The 18,698-nt window shown below is 56.3% G+C and carries 15 protein-coding genes; 7 read left to right on the top strand and 8 right to left on the bottom strand.

Going from position 1 to position 18,698, the window contains the following annotated elements; translation table 11 throughout:
- Window positions 1-26 precede the first annotated feature (26 nt).
- Both ABLV78_RS07760 and arsC read left to right on the top strand, forming a co-directional pair.
- Window positions 27-1,316, top strand: a complete 1,290-nt coding sequence (locus ABLV78_RS07760; RefSeq protein ID WP_047044929.1) for an arsenic transporter — start codon at window positions 27-29, stop codon at window positions 1,314-1,316.
- Between the two features lie 12 nt (window positions 1,317-1,328).
- Window positions 1,329-1,763 (top strand): glutaredoxin-dependent arsenate reductase, encoded by a 435-nt coding sequence (arsC, locus tag ABLV78_RS07755; protein WP_047044933.1) that lies wholly within the window; start codon window positions 1,329-1,331, stop codon window positions 1,761-1,763.
- 69 nt (window positions 1,764-1,832) lie between these two features.
- Here arsC and cirA read toward each other — a convergent pair whose 3' ends face one another.
- From cirA to yieE, 3 genes are all read right to left on the bottom strand, one after another.
- A complete protein-coding gene (cirA, locus tag ABLV78_RS07750) occupies window positions 1,833-3,806 on the bottom strand; it encodes a catecholate siderophore receptor CirA (RefSeq protein ID WP_047044936.1) in 1,974 nt (657 codons plus the stop codon).
- Between the two features lie 303 nt (window positions 3,807-4,109).
- Window positions 4,110-5,579 carry an amino acid permease gene (locus ABLV78_RS07745; RefSeq protein WP_045376788.1) on the bottom strand — a complete coding sequence of 490 codons (1,470 nt, stop codon included), beginning with the start codon at window positions 5,577-5,579 and terminating at the stop codon, window positions 4,110-4,112.
- A gap of 177 nt (window positions 5,580-5,756) precedes the next feature.
- The gene (yieE, locus tag ABLV78_RS07740) at window positions 5,757-6,623 is read right to left on the bottom strand and encodes a DNA-binding transcriptional regulator YeiE (RefSeq protein WP_015365699.1); all 867 of its coding nucleotides are present in this window, start codon (window positions 6,621-6,623) and stop codon (window positions 5,757-5,759) included.
- Between the two features lie 374 nt (window positions 6,624-6,997).
- Between yieE and ABLV78_RS07735 the strand changes: the two genes are divergently transcribed.
- Both ABLV78_RS07735 and nfo read left to right on the top strand, forming a co-directional pair.
- Window positions 6,998-8,047, top strand: coding sequence for a YeiH family protein (locus tag ABLV78_RS07735; protein ID WP_045391310.1), 1,050 nt, complete (start codon window positions 6,998-7,000; stop codon window positions 8,045-8,047).
- Between the two features lie 96 nt (window positions 8,048-8,143).
- Window positions 8,144-8,998 carry a deoxyribonuclease IV gene (nfo, locus tag ABLV78_RS07730; protein WP_047044939.1) on the top strand — a complete coding sequence of 285 codons (855 nt, stop codon included), beginning with the start codon at window positions 8,144-8,146 and terminating at the stop codon, window positions 8,996-8,998.
- 53 nt (window positions 8,999-9,051) lie between these two features.
- Here nfo and fruA read toward each other — a convergent pair whose 3' ends face one another.
- The 3 genes from fruA to fruB are packed head-to-tail and all read right to left on the bottom strand — an operon-like array spanning window position 9,052 to window position 12,832.
- Entirely contained in the window at window positions 9,052-10,746 is a 1,695-nt protein-coding gene (fruA, locus tag ABLV78_RS07725) for a PTS fructose transporter subunit IIBC (protein WP_045391316.1), read from the bottom strand.
- A 16-nt stretch (window positions 10,747-10,762) separates the two neighbouring features.
- On the bottom strand, window positions 10,763-11,701 hold the full coding sequence (gene fruK / locus ABLV78_RS07720) for a 1-phosphofructokinase (protein WP_015365695.1): 939 nt from the start codon (window positions 11,699-11,701) through the stop codon (window positions 10,763-10,765).
- Window positions 11,702-12,832 carry a fused PTS fructose transporter subunit IIA/HPr protein gene (gene fruB / locus ABLV78_RS07715; protein WP_047044942.1) on the bottom strand — a complete coding sequence of 377 codons (1,131 nt, stop codon included), beginning with the start codon at window positions 12,830-12,832 and terminating at the stop codon, window positions 11,702-11,704.
- 330 nt (window positions 12,833-13,162) lie between these two features.
- Between fruB and setB the strand changes: the two genes are divergently transcribed.
- Window positions 13,163-14,344, top strand: coding sequence for a sugar efflux transporter SetB (gene setB, locus ABLV78_RS07710; RefSeq protein WP_047044945.1), 1,182 nt, complete (start codon window positions 13,163-13,165; stop codon window positions 14,342-14,344).
- Here setB and ABLV78_RS07705 read toward each other — a convergent pair.
- Entirely contained in the window at window positions 14,341-14,595 is a 255-nt protein-coding gene (locus tag ABLV78_RS07705) for a YkgJ family cysteine cluster protein (RefSeq protein ID WP_045391329.1), read from the bottom strand. The genes setB and ABLV78_RS07705 overlap by 4 nt on opposite strands.
- Before the next feature lie 205 nt (window positions 14,596-14,800).
- On the opposite strand from ABLV78_RS07705, the gene yeiP reads away from it, so the two are divergent.
- A complete protein-coding gene (gene yeiP, locus ABLV78_RS07700; protein ID WP_015365690.1) occupies window positions 14,801-15,373 on the top strand; it encodes an elongation factor P-like protein YeiP in 573 nt (190 codons plus the stop codon).
- A 341-nt stretch (window positions 15,374-15,714) separates the two neighbouring features.
- On the opposite strand, the gene uxuA is transcribed toward yeiP, so the two are convergent.
- A complete protein-coding gene (uxuA, locus tag ABLV78_RS07695; RefSeq protein WP_045376800.1) occupies window positions 15,715-16,905 on the bottom strand; it encodes a mannonate dehydratase in 1,191 nt (396 codons plus the stop codon).
- Window positions 16,906-17,111: 206 nt separating this feature from the next.
- Here uxuA and ABLV78_RS07690 point away from each other — a divergent pair, with 206 nt between their 5' ends.
- The gene (locus ABLV78_RS07690) at window positions 17,112-18,578 is read left to right on the top strand and encodes a mannitol dehydrogenase family protein (protein WP_047044948.1); all 1,467 of its coding nucleotides are present in this window, start codon (window positions 17,112-17,114) and stop codon (window positions 18,576-18,578) included.
- The last annotated feature ends 120 nt before the right edge of the window (window positions 18,579-18,698 follow it).

Raw genomic sequence — 18,698 nt, 5'->3', positions numbered from 1 at the left:
TATAAACGCATATATTGGAGTAGGAAATGTTGTTGGCAGGTAGTCTCTTTTTATTCACGCTGGTGTTGGTTATCTGGCAGCCCCGGGGCCTCAGCATCGGCTGGAGCGCGAGTATTGGCGCAGTGCTGGCGCTGGTCAGCGGCGTTATTCATCCCAGTGATATTCCTGTGGTCTGGAATATCGTCTGGAACGCAACTGCGACTTTTATCGCGGTAATTATCATCAGCCTGCTGCTCGATGAATCGGGCTTTTTTGAATGGGCCGCGCTGCATGTCTCCCGCTGGGGTAACGGGCGCGGTCGTCTGCTGTTTAGCTGGATTATCCTGTTAGGCGCGACCGTTGCGGCGCTGTTTGCTAACGATGGCGCAGCGCTCATTCTGACTCCCATCGTCATTGCCATGCTGCTCGCTCTGGGGTTCAGCAAAAGGACAACATTGGCCTTTGTCATGGCAGCCGGGTTTATTGCCGATACCGCCAGCCTGCCGCTTATCGTTTCTAATCTGGTAAACATTGTCTCTGCTGACTTCTTCCGGCTTGGTTTTACGCAATACGCCTCTGTAATGGTTCCTGTTGATATTGCTGCCATCGCGGCCACGCTGGGCATGCTGCATCTGTTTTTCCGCCGGGATATTCCGGCAACCTACAACGTCACTTTGCTGAAAACGCCTGCCAGCGCGATTAAAGATCCCGCAACCTTCAAGGCTGGCTGGGTTGTTCTGCTTTTGTTGCTGGTTGGTTTCTTTGTTCTTGAACCGCTGGGGCTGCCCGTTAGCGCCATCGCCGCTGTCGGAGCCGCTGTTCTGTTTGCCGTTGCGAAAAAAGGTCACGCTATCAATACCGGTAAAGTATTGCGCGGCGCGCCCTGGCAGATCGTTATTTTCTCGCTGGGTATGTACCTGGTGGTCTACGGTCTGCGCAATGCGGGCTTAACGGAATATCTGTCGGGTGTCCTGAATATGCTGGCGGATAAGGGACTGCTGGCGGCAACGTTTGGCACGGGCTTCCTGACCGCTTTCCTGTCGTCGGTAATGAACAATATGCCAACGGTCCTGGTGGGCGCGCTGTCGATTGAAGGAAGCACCGCTTCTGGCGTTATCAAAGAAGCGATGATCTACGCCAACGTGATTGGGTGCGATTTAGGCCCCAAAATCACGCCAATAGGCAGTCTGGCGACCCTGCTGTGGCTGCACGTACTGTCGCAGAAGAGTATGATCATCAGTTGGGGATATTACTTCCGCACCGGCATCATCATGACGCTACCCGTGCTGTTTGTCACTCTGGCCGCGCTGGCGCTGCGGCTCTCTCTCACTCTATAACGAGACACTTATATGAGTAATATCACCATCTATCACAACCCGGCCTGCGGCACGTCACGTAATACACTGGAGATGATCCGTAACAGCGGTAATGAACCCACCGTTATTCACTACCTTGAAACACCGCCGACTCACGATGAGCTGGTTAAACTTATCGCAGAGATGGGGATCGCGGTGCGTACTCTGCTACGCGAGAATGTTGAACCTTATGCCCAGTTGGGACTCGCGGAGGATAAGTTCACCGACGAACAGTTAATAGAATTAATGCTCGCTCATCCCATCCTGATTAATCGCCCTATTGTGGTCACTGAACGGGGAACCCGCTTATGTCGACCTTCTGAAGTGGTACTGGATATCCTGCCCGATCCGCAGCAAGGCGCTTTTAGCAAAGAGGATGGAGAAAAGGTGGTGGATGAAAGAGGCAAACGGCTGATACCTGGCGGATAGCGGCGTACACGTTTTATCGGGGCTGCCGCCACTGAAGTTACTTCAGCGGCGGCGGACAGTTTATCGCTATCAGAAGCGGTAATCGACGGCCATAAAGTAGCGACGGCCATCTTCGGTGTAGCTGTAATCGTCGCGGTTCAGATCTTTGTCGCCAACGTTAAGCACGCCGGAGCGCAGTTTCACGTTTTTACTGACCTGCCACGCGGCGCCGATATCGAACATGGTATAACCGCCTGGGGTTTTACCCGTCGCGCTTACCGCACGCTGCTCGCCGGTATAGTTGGCCGTGACGTAGAAAGACCAATCCTCCAGCGGTTTCCAGTCGAGGGTACCGTTAGCGGTGTGGAACGGCAGCGTCTGCAGCGGTTTATTGCCGCCGTTGCTCAGATCGCGACCATCGTTATAGGTATAGTTGACCGTCAGTTTCCACTCTTCGCCGAACGGAACCTTCACTTCGGTCTCCACGCCTTTAATCCGCGCTTTGTTGACGTTGAAGTAGCGGAATACCGGCACGCGCTTACCGTTCACGGTCTTCCAGCCGACGAAGTTCGGGTAACCCGGCGCCTCGCTGGCGCTGGAGGTGCGCAGGATGTCGATCATATCGTCAACGTTGTTCTGGAAGGCGGTCACGCTGCCTTCAACACCTTCCAGCCAGCCCTCTTCACCGCTGTAATACAGACCAAGCTCAAAGCTTTCGCTGGTTTCCGGCTTCAGATTCGGGTTACCGATAATGCTGCAGCTACCGCGACAGGAGTTGGTGGTCCAGTCCGGGTTCAATTGCAGCAGCGAAGGCGCTTTAAAGGCCGTAGCCCAACCGCCTTTCACAGTCACGGTATCGGTGGCGTTATAGACCAGGTACGCACGCGGGCTCCAGTGATCGCCGTAAGTTTGGTGATCGTCCATACGGATGCCGGTGGTCAGCGCCAGCGGTTCAAAGATCCGCCACTCATCTTCGAGGAACAGCGCGTACTGGCTGGCGGAAGTCGATTTGCCGCCGCTACTCAGGTTTACCGGATCTTTGAGTTTATCGTGGCGCCATTCACCGCCGAGGGTGACGATCTGGTTGATCATACCCAGCGGCATCACATATTTACCATCGACCGCATTACTCTCAGAAGTAATAGTGCCCGCCTGCCCTGGATTTTTGTTATCCACTTTCTCGCCGTAGAATTTCACTTCGCTATTGCCGACATCCCAGCGCCCGTTATGGGTCAAAGAGTAGTTCTGACGTTCGAGGCGGTTTTTGTCGAGCGAGTCTGAATCGCGATCCTGGCGATCGAAACCGTAGCCGGCGGTAATGTCCTGATTCTCCGTTGGCGTCCAGGCGAACTCAACGTTGCCGTCGCGGCTGGTAAAACCTTCAATGCGCGGCGTTTCGCCCGCGGCGTTGCTGGAAGATTGCTGATCGTCTTTACTGCGTTTCGCCAGGCTGCCGTAGGCTTTCATGCCCAACACGCCGTCAATCAGCGGGCCGCTGGTGAAGAACTGGCCGTTATAAGTGTCACCGCGATCGCGGTGTTCCTGAATGGTGGCATCGCTGCTGAGGGTACCGGTCCATTTCTGGCCGATTTTTTTGGTAATGATGTTGACCACGCCGCCGAGCGCGTCGGAACCGTACAGGGAAGACATCGGGCCGCGCACTACTTCAATCCGTTCGATGGAGTCCACCGGGATCCAGTTCAGATCGAAATCGTTATGGCGGAAGACGGCGTTACGCGAGTTGACGCGTTTGCCATCGATCAGGATCAGCGTATAGCTGCTATCCAGACCGCGGATGCTGACACCCTTGCGGTTATCCCCTTCGTTGGTGAGCTGAACGCCAGGCACATCGCGCAACACGTCCTTCAGGTTCTGCACCGGCTTACGCTGCAAGTCCTGTTGGGTGATCACGCTGATACTGGCGGGGGCATCTTTGACGCTCTGTTCAGTCGCCGCGGCGGTGACAACCAGCGTTTCGTCATCATTTGCGGCCAGCGCCGGAAATGCCAATGCTACGACGGACGCGCACAGTCCCGCCCGGGCAAAAGGGTTTAACCTGAACATACCAAATCTCCATGAGGTCAACTACAAATCAAACAAAGGGTGCTGCTTGCACATCCTGTCGACACACGGCTCTGGCGGCCGCGCGCAATTTTTTTACAGTCGATGTGGCTGGTCACCCCTTGCCTTTCATGGTTGAGCGGCAAGATATGGAGATTGGCTTCATCCTGAATTTGCCGAAATGATAAGGATAATGATTACAATTATCAATACAATTATGAAGAAGTGTGTCCGTTTGTAAGTCTTGCAGGCATAAAAAAAGCCCTCTTTAAAAGAGGGCTTTATCGAAAGCGGCAGTGTATGAAGTTAGCCTTTAAAGCGTTCCGGGAACTTCATCTCGCTGTAGCGCACGAAGCGGGTACCTTTCACCAGCTTGTAACCAAACCAGATAACCAGGAACAGCGGAATGCCGATGTAGGTCGCCGCCACGCCGCCCCAATCAATGGTGTCCTTGAGGAAGGCTTCATAGTTCTGGCCAAGGGTGATGATAAGGCACAGTACGAAGGCGAAGATCGGCCCCAGCGGGAAGAAGCCGGAACGGTACGGCAGGTTATTAATATCGTTACCCTGCAATACGTAGCCACGACGGAAACGGTAGTGGCTGATCGCAATCCCCAACCAGGCGATAAAGCCGGTCATCCCGGAGGTGTTCAGCAGCCACAGGTAGACCGTCTGGTTGCCGAACATCGAGGTCAGGAAGCACAGCGCCGCAATCACGGTCGTCGCATACAGCGCATTACGCGGTACGCCACCTCTCGACAGCTTCGAGAAAATGCGCGGCGCTTTGCCGTCGCACGCCAGGGTATACAACATACGCGTAGAGGCGTACATCCCGGAGTTACCCGCCGACAGCACCGCCGTCAGGATAACCGCGTTCATGATAGCCGCCGCAGAGAGCAGACCGGCGTGCTCGAACACCAGGGTGAACGGGCTAACGGAAATATCTTTAACGTCGTTACGCAGCAGGCTCGGATCGGTATACGGGATGATCAGGCTGATAATCAAAATCGCGAAGACATAGAACAGCAGGATACGCCAGAACACCTGACGCACCGCGCGCGGAATGTTCTTCTCCGGATTTTCCGATTCGCCCGCGGCAATACCGATGAGCTCGGTGCCCTGGAAGGAGAAACCGACAATCATCGCCACGCCGATCATCGCCGCAAAGCCGCCGGCAAACGGCGCGTCATCAATGCCCCAGTTGCTCCAGCCCGCCGGCGTCGTGCCTTCGAAAATGCCAAAAATCATCATGATGCCGACGATGATAAAGATAATCACGGTGGCAACTTTAATCAGCGAGAACCAGTACTCCGCTTCGCCGAAGCCGCGTACCGAGATCCAGTTCAACAGGAACATGATACCAAGGAACAGCGCGCTCCAGATCCAGCCGGGGGTATCCGGGAACCAGTAGCTCATCACCAGCTGCGAGGCAACGAGGTCAACGGCGATAGTCACCGCCCAGTTGTACCAGTAGTTCCAGCCCAGCGCGAAACCAAAGCCTTCTTCTACGTAGTTCTGACCGTAGGTCGCAAAGGAGCCTGAAACCGGCATAAACGCCGCCAGCTCGCCGAGACTGGTCATCAGGAAATACACCATCAGACCGATCAGAATGTAGGAAAGCAGCGCGCCACCGGGGCCTGCCTGTGAAATTGTTGCGCCAGAGGCAACGAAAAGACCTGTACCGATGGAACCGCCAATAGCGATCATGGTCAAGTGGCGCGCTTTTAGCTCGCGGCGGAGCGTGGGCGCTTCTGTGGTTTTAGTTTCCGAAACCATGTGAAAATGCTATCCATCCAAAAAATGAGGCGCGATTGTAGCAGACGATCGTCCGTCCATCCGGTACAAATGCAAAGTTATAAGAGAGCTTCATGATCTGACACAAATTATTAGTAAAGCAGTAATCCTGCATTGGCGCATAAAAAAACAGACAAAAAATCGTGGCTTACGCCAGCGCTATACCTCGCAGTAGCGGATAAAACGCTGCAGCGCCTTGGAAACGTGTTTTTGCCGATGGCGAATACGCCACAACGTGCGCGTCAGGCGCGGTAACGGCAGCTTGAGCTCCACCAGCGTTCCGGCTTCCAGCTGTTCGGCAATCACCCGCCGTGACAGGCAGCTGATGCCTAACCCATGACGGACCGCATGTTTAATCGCCTCCGAGTTGCCAAGCTCCATGCCCAGTTGAAATGCGGGCAGATGCGACAACAGCACGTAGTCGACGATTTCCCGCGTGCCGGAGCCATGCTCGCGCAGGATCCACTGCGCTTCCGCCAGCCGTTGCAGCGTCAATTCGCCCTCTAAGAACGGCGAGTCAGGGGCGGCGAACACCACCAGTTCATCTTCAATCCACGGCTCGGCGATAATATCCGCCGCGTGGCACGGCCCTTCTATCAGACCAATATCGACGCGCAGATCGCTGACCGCATTAATCACGTCCTGGCTGTTGCCGACGCTCAGCTCCAGCGGTAGTTCGGGGAAATCGCGGCGGTAGCGGGCGATGATTTCCGGCAGAATATAGTTGCCGATGGTGCTACTGGCATAAACGCGGATAGCGCCATTATCGCCGCGAAACAGCTGTTCTATCTCTCCGGCGCGCTCCAGCAGGGCCAGCGCGCGCGGATAGAGCAAGCGGCCGTGCTCGTTGACCACCAGCCGTTTGCCAACGCGGTCAAAAAGCTGAACGCCGAGTTGCCCCTCCAGATCGGTCAACGCCGCGCTCACCGCCGACTGCGACAGCGCCAGCATCTGTGACGCCTGAGTCGTCGACCCGCTTTTCAAAACCTCAGCAAAAACTTCCAGTTGCCGTAGCGTGATATGCATAACTCACCTGTGTAATAGCCCAAGCTGGATAACCGTCAACGCTATGTTGACATAAATCAGCAGGGCTGTGGCCTGAAGGATGAAGGGTATAACCCAAAATCATTCGTGCTGCAGAAAGGCGGCAAGTGAGCGACAAATTCGTCAGGAACGAATTTGACCAGCCAAAGGCTGACCTCCGGTGAGGGACAAGGATGTCCCTCATTAATCCCCAAGAGCTTACATCAGTAAGTGACTGGGGTGAGTAAACGCAGCCAACACATCTGCAGCGCGAAGGATGAAGGGTTTATCACTTATTCCGATAGATTATAAATATATAATCAATTTTATTTTTAAACCAGCCAGTCGTATTCTTTGCCCAGACAAAGGAGAAGGTTATGACAGCACTCACTTTACCCACTAAACATCGCACCCTGTGGCATTTCGTCCCAGGCCTGGCGCTGACCGCCGCGTTGACCGGCGCCGCCCTGTGGGCAGGCAGTTTTCCTGCTATCGCCGGCGCGGGCTTCAGCGCGCTGACGCTGGCTATCTTGTTCGGCATGGTGGTCGGTAACACCGTTTATCCAAAGATTTGGCAGTCCTGCGATGGCGGGGTGATTTTCGCCAAGCAGCATCTGCTGCGCCTGGGGATCATTCTGTACGGTTTTCGTTTGACGTTCGCCCAGATTGCTGACGTCGGCGTCAGCGGGATCCTGATTGACGTACTGACGCTTTCCAGCACCTTCTTTATCGCCTGTTTCCTCGGGCAGAAGGTCTTCGGTCTCGATAAACACACCAGTTGGCTTATCGGCGCCGGTAGCAGCATCTGCGGCGCCGCGGCGGTTCTGGCCACCGAACCGGTCGTCAAAGCTGAAGCCAGTAAAGTGACGGTCGCCGTGGCGACAGTAGTTATCTTTGGTACCATCGCCATCTTCCTCTACCCGGCGATGTATCCGCTGCTGGCGCACTGGTTCACTCCGGAAACCTATGGCATCTATATGGGCTCCACCATGCATGAAGTCGCGCAGGTGGTTGCCGCCGGTCACGCGGTTAGCCCGGACGCCGAAAATGCCGCGGTTATCGCCAAAATGCTGCGCGTGATGATGCTGGCTCCGTTCCTGCTGTTCATCGCCGCTCGTGTGAAACAGCTGGCGCCAGCCGGTAACGGCGAAAAGAGCAAAATCACCATTCCGTGGTTTGCCATCCTGTTTATTCTGGTGGCGGTGTTTAACTCCTTCCACCTGCTGCCGAAAGCCGTCGTCGATATGCTGGTCACGCTTGATACCGTACTGCTGGCAATGGCAATGGCCGCGCTGGGCTTAACAACCCACGTCAGCGCGCTGAAAAAAGCCGGCGCTAAGCCGTTGCTGATGGCGCTGGTGCTGTTCGTCTGGCTGATTGTTGGCGGCGGCGCGATTAACTTCGCTATCCACCACCTGATTGGCTAAGCAGTAAGTTTCTCGTCGATATTCATTCATTGCTGTAACTCTCCGGTTAAGCCGCTATCATTACCCTCCCCCCAGCGGCTTAACTGGAGTTTTTTTATGAAATACATTGGAGCGCACGTAAGCGCCTCCGGCGGGCTGGCCAATGCCGCCATCCGCGCCGCCGAAATCGAAGCGACCGCCTTCGCCCTGTTCACCAAAAATCAGCGTCAATGGCGCGCCGCGCCGCTCACCAATGACGCGATTGCCGAATTCAAAGCCGCCTGCGAAAAATATCACTTCGGCCCGGGGCAGATCCTGCCGCACGACAGCTACCTGATTAACCTCGGTCATCCGGTCGAAGAAGCGCTGGAGAAATCCCGCGAGGCGTTTATCGATGAATTAACCCGCTGCCAGCAGTTGGGATTAACGCTGCTCAACTTCCATCCGGGCAGCCACCTGCAGCAGATCCCGGAAGATGAATGCCTGGCGCGTATCGCTGAATCCATCAACATCGCGCTGGCGAAAACCGAAGGCGTGACCGCGGTTATCGAAAATACCGCCGGTCAGGGCAGCAATCTTGGTTTTAAATTTGAACATCTGGCCGCCATCATTGACGGCGTTGAAGACAAATCCCGCGTTGGCGTCTGCATTGATACCTGCCACGCTTTCGCCGCCGGTTATGACCTACGCAGCGCGGAGGTGTGTGAAAAGACCTTTGCCGAATTCGAACGGATCGTCGGCTTCCAGTATCTGCGCGGCATGCACCTCAATGATGCCAAAAGCACTTTTGGCAGCCGCGTCGACCGTCACCATAGCCTCGGTGAAGGCAATATCGGCCATGATGCTTTTCGTTGGATCATGCAGGATAACCGTTTCGATGGTATCCCGCTGATTCTGGAAACCATTAACCCGGATATCTGGGCGGAAGAAATTGCCTGGCTGCGGGCGCAGCAGACCGCCGAAGTGGCCTGAATTCAGGAACAAAAAAAGGGCCGATGAATCGGCCCTTTTCTATTGCGCTGATATTACGCCGCTTTTTCAACTTCCGCTGCCGGCGCTTCCGGGCGCTTCAGCACCGCGTAAGAGAGACCCGCGACCAGCGTACCGGCAATAATCGCCAGCAGATAACCCAGCACCGGAGTGATGGCGCCAGGGATCAGCAGGACGAACAGACCGCCGTGCGGCGCCATCAGTTTCGCGCCTACCGCCATCGAGATAGCGCCGGTCACCGCGCCGCCAACGATACAGCAAGGCAGTACGCGCATCGGGTCACGTGCGGCGAATGGAATCGCCCCTTCGGTGATAAAGCACAGCCCCAGAACCAGCGCCGCTTTACCGCCTTCACGCTGCGATTTATCGAACTTGTTACGAGCAATCAGCGTTGCCAGGCCAAGCGCCAGCGGTGGCACCATACCGGCCGCCATGATCGCCGCCATCGGCGCATAGGTTTGGGTACTCAACAGACCCACACCGAAAGCATAAGCCGCTTTGTTCACCGGCCCACCCATATCGGTACACATCATACCGCCGAGGATCGCGCCCAGCAGCACCGCGTTCGCCGTCCCCATGGTTTGCAGCCAGTGGGTCAGCCAGGCCAGGATACCCGCCACCGGTTTGCCAATCAGGTAGATCATTGCCAGGCCGACAATCAGGCTGGAAATCAGCGGAATGATCAGAATCGGCTTCAACGCTTCCATACTCTGCGGCAGCTTCAGCTTGGTGCTGATTAACTTCGCCACATAACCGGCAAGGAAACCGGCGATAATACCGCCGATAAAGCCGGAGCCGCCGCTGACGGCCAGCATACCGCCGATAAGACCAGGCGTCAGACCCGGACGGTCAGCGATGGAGAAAGCGATAAAGCCCGCTAGTACCGGCACCATCAGCGCAAAGGCTGAACCGCCGCCGATTTGCATCAACGCCGCCGCCATGGTGTCTTTCACTTCAAACGCTTTAATACCAAACGCGAACGACAGCGCGATACACAGCCCGCCCGCGACCACCATCGGCAGCATGTAGGATACGCCGGTCAGCAGGTGACGATAGGCGCCAGCCGACTCTTTTTTACCTTCACCGGACGCCTGCGGTTTGCCGGATGGCTGGTACGGCTTCGCTTCCGCAACGGCTTTATCCAGCTCCTGCGCGGTTTTCTTCAGCGCCAGGCCGGTGGTGGTGCGATACATCGGTTTACCGGCGAACTTCGCCAGATCGACTTCAATGTCGGCGGCGACGATGACCAGATCCGCCTGCTCCACCTCTTCCGGAGTAATGGCATTACCCGCCCCCACGGAGCCACGGGTTTCCACTTTCACCCACCAGCCGCGTTTTTTGGCTTCGGTTTCGATGGCTTCCGCCGCCATAAAGGTATGAGCAACGCCGGTCGGACAAGCGGTAACGGCGACAATACGTTTCTGCCCCTGAGCGGCGGCCGGAACGGCTACCGCCGCTGGCGCAACGTACGGCTTAGCGTGGTCTTTCGCTTCGCCGAGGAACAATTCCGGATGAGCGACTGCACGGTTAATATCGCCCAGATAGACGTTTTTACCGTTCAGCGCGCTGTCAGCCGGCAGCGCGGTTCCCAGCACGATGGCCAGTTCAGCATCGTTCGGGTTATCAATCAGCTCAAGGTGCGCTTTCTGCGCCGCGGCGCTGAGCAGGGTCTTCGCCATGTAGGCGCGAGCCTGTCCAAGCCCGGCATCAATAATCAGCAGCGTTTTCATTATGCCTCTCCTGCTGTCAATTAAAGGGTTGTAAGTCGACGCGCGCCATCATTGCGGCCAACTGGGTACGATCGGTAATGCCAACGTTGCTCTGGCTGACGGCCAGGGCGGCGACGGCAGTCGCCAGACGCAGGGTATGCTCGCTGGATTCACGCATCAGCAGGCCGTAAATCAGGCCGCCGACCATCGAATCACCGGCGCCTACGGTGCTGACGACCTCGACTGAAGGCGGTTTAGCAATCCATTCGCCGGAGGCGTTGACCCACAGCGCGCCCTCTTCGCCCAGCGAAATCACCACGTGGGCGATACCTTGCTCGCGTAGCGCATGAGCGGCGTCGATGACATCTTTCATCTCCGGCAGCTTGCGGCCAGCCCAGATTTCCAGCTCGCGGCGGTTTGGTTTTACCAGCCACGGCGCGGCTTTCAGTCCGGCGACCAGCGCTTCGCGGCTGCTATCGAAAATAATGCACGGACACTGGCTGCGCAGGCGCGTCATCCAGTCGGTGAAGGCCTCCGGACTTACGCCGGACGGCAGGCTGCCGCTGACGCAAACCATATCGAACTGCCCCAGCCAGCTCAGAGAATCATTAACGAAACGCTCCCAGTCCGCCGGGGTTACTTCAAAACCGGAGAAGTTGAAATCGGTCACTTCGCCGTCTTTTTCCGTCAGCTTGACGTTAATACGGGTACGCCCCTGCACCACCTGGAAGCGGTTGGCGATGCCCAGCTCGCTGAACAGCTGCTGGAAGCCATCCTGGTTATCTTTTCCGAGGAAGCCGCCGACGGTGACGTCGATGCCGAGATCTTTCAGCACTTTCGCCACGTTAATACCTTTACCTGCCGCATGCAGGCCGGTGGTGCGCACGAGGTTCACTTCGCCACGTTCGATTTCCGGGGTGAAGCCCACCAGGTCGTATGCCGGATTTAAAGTAATCGTTGCTACACGTCTGCTCATTTATGCGCCCTCCCCAAGGCCTGCGGCGATCGCTTCGCCAATCGCATCCAGCGCTTGTTGCGCATCTTCACCCTGCGCGGTAAAACGCAGACGGTGACCTTTTTTCACACCCAGCGCTACGACCTTCATCAGGCTGCGGCCATTGGCCGGCTTGCCGGAACCGTCGAGGTTGGTGACGGTAATGTCGCTGGAGAATTGTTTAATCGTATTGACCAACATCGTGCCCGGACGCGCGTGCAGCCCGTGCTCGTTGCGTACTACAAATTCAGCATTCAGCACGTCTTCAGCAATGGCGTCGTCGCTGGTCAGCAGCGCCAGCAGCGTGGCGGCGTCGGCTTTCAGCAGATGCTCCGCTTTTTTATCAATGAGCAGATTGCTCAGGCGATTAAGCACCGCGGTCGGCTGCTCATCGGCCATCGCGACGGTGATCAGCAGCGCCACCGGCTGCCCGTCAGCGGTAAACACGTTGGCGGCGCGACTCACGGCGATAGCGCTACGCAAGTTGCCTTCCGCACAGTCGTTCAACCAGATCCCCTGACCCAGGTTGAGCGGCGCATCGTTAATGGTGCGGCTGACGAAATCGGCGTTTACCGCGCCCGCCTCTTTCAGCCGCGCGGCGTTCAGCGCCTGCAGCGTCAGCAGATCGTTGGCGACCACGTCCAGGCTCAAGGTTTCGTTGTCGAGCTTCAGCGCTTCGCTTTGCTTTTCGCCCATCAGCAGAGCGCGCAGTTCTTCTGCCGTAGTGGCGGTTCTCAGCTGTTCAGCCACCGAGTCGTCGCTCAGAACGTGCGTCAACTGACGCAGCAGACCAAGGTGCTCGTCGGAGCTGGCGGCAATGCCGATCGCCACATAAGCGGTTTGTCCTTCTCCCCAGGTCACGCCCTGCGGGAACTGATACACCTGTACACCCGTTTTCAGAACCTGGTCGCGGGTATCGGTGGTGCCGTGCGGGATGGCGATGCCATTGCCGAGGAAAGTGGAGGTCTGCTGCTCGCGGGCAAGCATACCGTTAACGTAGCCGTCAGCCACATTACCCGCGCTAACCAGCGCGCCAGCAATCTGACGTATTGCCTCTTCTTTATTCGCGGCCTGCTGGCCGGGATGAATATCCTGAACAGATAACTGGAACATAGTTCTCCTCTCCGCTGAATTGAATCGTTTCAGCTAACATGAGAAAAAATACGCCACCCGATGATTGGATAATACTCTGATGACGCTGAAACGTTTCAATGAGTCTGTACCTTTATTGTGCACTGCGCAAGTAAACTCCGAAGGCTGATAACAGAATTTAGAGATACCGCACATTTTTGCTGAAGCTAATAGTGAAATCCGCCATTGGCTTCAGCATTTTGCTGAACGACATAATTTGAAACGCCTTTTTAATTTTTCGTGCCATACCACTATTTATTTTATGGGTGTCGGCGTAAACTTCGCCTCTTCTGAAACCAACGATATTCCAGCATGCAAAACAGTAGCGCCGCCCTTCCCCGCCGCGGGTTCGACTTAACCTCCTCCGCTTTTCTTATCGTCGCCTTTCTGACGGGGATCGCCGGGGCCTTACAAACCCCGACCCTGAGCCTGTTTTTGACCAATGAGGTGCACGTGCGCCCGGCAATGGTCGGCTTCTTTTTTACCGGCAGCGCGGTCATCGGTATTCTGGTAAGCCAGTTTCTTGCCGGGCGTTCCGATCGTAAAGGCGATCGCAAGCAGCTGATTGTCGCCTGCTGCCTGCTGGGGGTGCTGGCCTGCGTGCTGTTCGCCTGGAACCGCAACTACTTTATTCTGCTGTTCGTCGGCGTCTTTCTCAGTAGTTTTGGCTCTACCGCCAACCCGCAAATGTTCGCCCTCGCTCGCGAACACGCGGACAAAACCGGGCGCGAGGCGGTGATGTTCAGCTCCATTCTGCGCGCGCAGGTCTCGCTGGCGTGGGTAATCGGCCCACCGCTGGCCTACGCGCTGGCGATGGGTTTTGGTTTTACCGTGATGTATCTCAGCGCCGCCGTGGCGTTTATTATCTGCGCGCTGATGGTCTGGTTTTTCCTGCCCAGCATGCGTAAAGAGAGCAAAACCGCCGTTGGTCATCTCGAAGCGCCGCGCACCAACCGCCGCGACGCGCTGCTGCTGTTCAGCATCTGTACGTTAATGTGGGGCACCAACAGCCTCTATATCATTAATATGCCGCTGTTTATCATTAATGAACTTCATCTGCCGGAGAAACTGGCCGGGCTGATGATGGGGACCGCCGCCGGGCTGGAAATCCCCACCATGCTGATTGCCGGGTATTACGCGAAACGCTTTGGTAAGCGCTTGCTGATGCGCATTGCCGCGCTTGCAGGGCTGCTGTTTTATATCGGTATACTGACCGTCCATACCCCGGCCCTGCTGCTGGGGATGCAGGCGCTGAACGCGATTTACATCGGGATCCTCGCCGGTATCGGTATGCTCTATTTTCAGGATCTGATGCCGGGCCAGGCGGGCGCGGCGACCACGCTCTATACCAATACCACGCGCGTCGGCTGGATCATCGCCGGCTCGCTAGCGGGCGTCGTCGCGGAAATCTGGAGCTATCACGCGGTATTCTGGATTGCGCTAGTGATGGGAATTATCGCCCAGGTCTGCCTGTGGCGTATTAAAGACGTTTAGGGCGCAGTCAGCGCTTCGAGATGAATGAGATAAGCCATCGCCTGCTGACGCGTGCTGCCGCACATTTCCGCCGTCGGTTGTAAACCCGCGCAGACTTTAGGGCGCAGCGGCGAGGCAAAAATCTTGCAACGCAGATGTTCATCCAGCTGCACGCACGGTGTATTTGCCGGCTTGCCGTCAGGCATTCCGGGAATGGGGCTTGAGATGGACGGCGCGGTGCAACAGGCTCCGCAGTCCGGGCGACATTCCATACCTGACTCCTTAATGAGTGGGAGGCGGACAGTAGCAAAATATCGGCTATCAGGAAAGCTGAAGCTGGCGAAACGGCTTTTTCAGCAGCGCCGATCGAAGATTTGCCAGGAGATAGCAAAAGTCGCGAATTCCGCTTGCCTGAAAGGCCCGGCGCGAGTAGTTTTACGCGATATTTTTGACCCTTTAAGTGACAGGATTACTGCAATGCCAAGAGCGAATGAAATTAAAAAAGGTATGGTGCTGAATTACAACGGCAAACTGCTGATTGTTAAAAATATTGATATTCAGTCGCCAAGCGCCCGTGGCGCAGCAACGCTGTATAAAATGCGTTTTTCCGACGTGCGTACCGGCCTGAAAGTAGAAGAGCGTTTTAAGGGCGACGATATTGTTGATACCGTCACCCTGACCCGTCGTTTCGTTGATTTCTCCTACGTCGATGGCAACGAATATGTATTCATGGATAAAGAAGACTATACCCCGTATACCTTCACCAAAGAGCAGATCGAAGAAGAGCTACAGTTTATCCCGGAAGGCGGCATGCCGGATATGCAGGTTCTGACCTGGGATGGCCAGCTGTTGGCGCTGGAGCTGCCGCAGACCGTTGACCTGGAAATCGTAGAAACCGCACCGGGTATCAAAGGCGCTTCCGCCAGCTCGCGCACCAAACCGGCCACTATGAGCACCGGGCTGGTCATTCAGGTTCCGGAATACCTGACCAGCGGTGAGAAAATCCGCATTCATATCGAAGAGTGCCGCTATATGGGCCGCGCGGACTAACCCCCCTCCTCTGACGGTTGCCCGGCCCCGCGTCGCGCAGGCCGGGTCTGTTCCCGGATGGCGGCGCTGCGCGCCTTATCCGGGCTACGGTTCGTGCCATTGTGAGCTTAAGATCTCTATTTTGTACCCATGGTTACTGAAACTGCCGGTGTTGGTGGCCTCAAAATCGCTGAGACGTTCCCGGAAGGCCGGGGCAGTTCGGTAGCCCGGCTAAGCGTAGCGCAGGCCGGGGAATGTCCCGGATGGCGGCGCTGCGCTCCTTATCCAGGCTACTCGCTGCCGATATCAGGCACAAAAAAGGACAGCCGTTGGCTGTCCTTTTGCTTTCCCTCACGCCATGATTACAGCAGCTCAGGGTATTTGGTCATCTTCAGCGCCAGCTCAACCCCGCGCACTTCCGCCATGCCTTTCAGACGGCCAATCGCCGAATAACCGGGGTTGGTTTTCTTACGCAGATCGTCAAGCATCTGATGGCCGTGATCCGGACGGAACGGGATCGGGCGCAGATCGCCGGCTTTCTTACGACGCAGCTCTTCGCTCAGGATAGCATTGACCACCGCCACCATATTGACGTCGCCGTTCAGGTGCGCCGCCTCGTGGAAGGTTTTTGGATTTTCTTCACGGCAGGTAGAGCGCAAATGGGTAAAGTGGATACGATCGCCGAAGGTTTCCACCATCTTCACCAGATCGTTATCGGCGCGCACGCCGTAGGATCCGGTACACATGGTAAAGCCGTTATAAATGCTGTCTACCGTCTCTTTCAACCACTGCATATCGTCGATCGTCGACACGATACGCGGCAGGCCGAGGATCGGACGCGGCGGATCGTCCGGGTGAACCGCCAGGCGCACGCCGACTTCTTCGCACACCGGCACAATCGCCCGCAGGAAGTAGGCCATGTTCTCACGCAGCTGCGCTTTATCGATGTGGTCATACTCCGCCAGCCGCGCGCGGAACTGATCGAGGGTATAGCCCTCTTCCGCTCCCGGCAGACCGGCAATGATATTGCGGGTCAGCTTGTCGATATCCGCCGCGCTCATCGCCTTGAAGTAAACGTCAGCCTGCTGCTGCTCTTCAGCGCTGTAGTCAGCTTCGGCGCCCGGGCGTTTAAGGATGTGCAGTTCAAAAGCGGCGAAAGCAATCTGGTCAAAACGCAGCGCTTTGGAGCCATCGGCCAGCTGATATTCCAGATCGGTACGCGTCCAGTCCAGAATCGGCATGAAGTTATAGCACACGGTATCAATACCGCAGGCCGCCAGATTGCGGATGCTCTGCTGGTAGTTGGCAATCCACTTATCATATTGTCCGCTGTGGGTTTTGATATCCTCATGCACCGGGATACTTTCGACCACCGACCAGCTCAGGCCTTTTTCCGCCAGCAGCGCTAAACGCTGTTGAATCTCGTCTACCGGCCAGACCTGGCCATTCGGAATATGATGCAACGCCGTCACGACACCCGTGGCGCCCGCCTGGCGCACATCATCAAGCGATACCGGATCGTTCGGTCCATACCAACGCCAGGTTTGCTCCATCGCAATGCCCTCTTTAAGTTGTTATACCAATAATGTGAAACATCATGACGACTACCATACATGCTTCTGCTGAATGGTCAATTTCGCCCGTAGCATTGATTGATCCAGCTCACACTAAGCGGATAAATTCGGCTTACCAATTTAAATTGCTGTCATATAACTTTACACTGCGTGATGTTAATCATTGGTTAATCAGGTGTATAAAAATGACAACTATCGCTACCGCCGCGCTGCCAGCAGGCGTGCAACTTCCGCAGTACGATCGCCGCCAATTGCGCTCGCGTATCGTGCACCTTGGTTTTGGCGCGTTTCACCGCGCGCATCAGGCGCTGCTAACCGACCGGGTGCTTAACGCCGGCGGCGGCGACTGGGGAATTTGTGAAATCAGCCTGTTCAGCGGCGATAAGCTGATGAGCCAACTGCGTGCGCAGGACCACCTGTTTACGGTGCTGGAAAAAGGCGCTGAGGGTAACCAGCCGATCGTGGTTGGCGCAGTACATGAATGCCTGAACGCCAGACTGGATTCGCTGGCGGCGATTATCGAGAAATTCTGCGAACCGCAGGTGGCTATCGTTTCGCTGACGATCACTGAGAAAGGTTACTGCATCGATCCGGCGACCGGTAAACTGGATCCAACCCAGCCGCGTATCGTTCACGATCTGGAAAACCCGACGCTGCCGCAGTCGGCTCCCGGTATTTTAGTTGAAGCGCTCAATCGTCGCCGCGAACGCGGACTCGCTCCCTTCACCGTACTCTCCTGCGACAATATTCCCGACAATGGTCACGTCGTGAAAAACGCCGTTCTCGGCATGGCTGAGAAACGTAGTCAGGAGCTGGCCGACTGGATTGCTGAACATGTCAGCTTCCCCGGCACTATGGTTGACCGCATCGTACCGGCCGCCACCGAAGAATCGCTGGCGGAGATTGTCTCCGTGCTGGGCGTTGAAGATCCCTGCGCCATCAGCTGCGAACCGTTTATTCAATGGGTGGTGGAAGATAATTTTGTCGCCGGGCGCCCGGCCTGGGAAACGGCGGGCGTACAGATGACCCGCGACGTCCTGCCGTGGGAACAAATGAAACTGCGGATGCTCAACGGTAGCCACTCTTTCCTCGCCTGGCTGGGCTATCTGGCAGGGCACGCGCATGTGAGCGACTGTATGCAGGATGATGTTTTCCGCCATGCCGCACGCCGCCTGATGCTTGATGAACAAGCGCCAACGCTATCGATTACCGGCGTGGATTTAGTTGCCTATGCTGACAGCCTGATAACGCGCTTCGCCAATCCGGCGTTAAAGCATCGTACCTGGCAAATCGCCATGGACGGCAGCCAAAAGCTGCCGCAGCGCATGCTCGATAGTATTCGCGTTCATCTGGCAAACGGCAGCCGCTGGCCGCTGCTGGCGCTGGGCGTGGCTGGCTGGATGCGTTATGTAAGCGGCGTCGACGACGCCGGGCAAGCCATTGATGTGCGCGACCCGCTGGTCGACAAAATCAAACAGTTGGTTGACGCCAGCCAGCAAGAAGAGCGCGTCAGCGCCCTGCTCAGCCTCGAAGAGATATTTGGCAAGGATCTACCGGGCAATCCGCAGTTTGTTGCCGACGTCACTGCAGCCTGGCATCAGTTGGTTAAATCAGGCGCCCGCGAAGCCGTGGCTAAGGCGCTACGCAGTTAACAATTTCTGCTGTTTAGCGGACAGAATGCATTTCTGTCCGCAGTATCCCTTCTCTTTTTCCCCTTTTTTCGTCAGGATAGTCGCAACTGTTACAACATTACATTTCTGTGCTGGAGAAAT

The sequence above is a fragment of the Klebsiella sp. CN_Kp075 genome, from assembly GCF_040065055.2.
GTDB lineage: Bacteria > Pseudomonadota > Gammaproteobacteria > Enterobacterales > Enterobacteriaceae > Klebsiella > Klebsiella aerogenes.
Note: the sequence above shows the minus strand (reverse complement) of the source record. Positions and strands in the feature narration are given on the sequence as shown.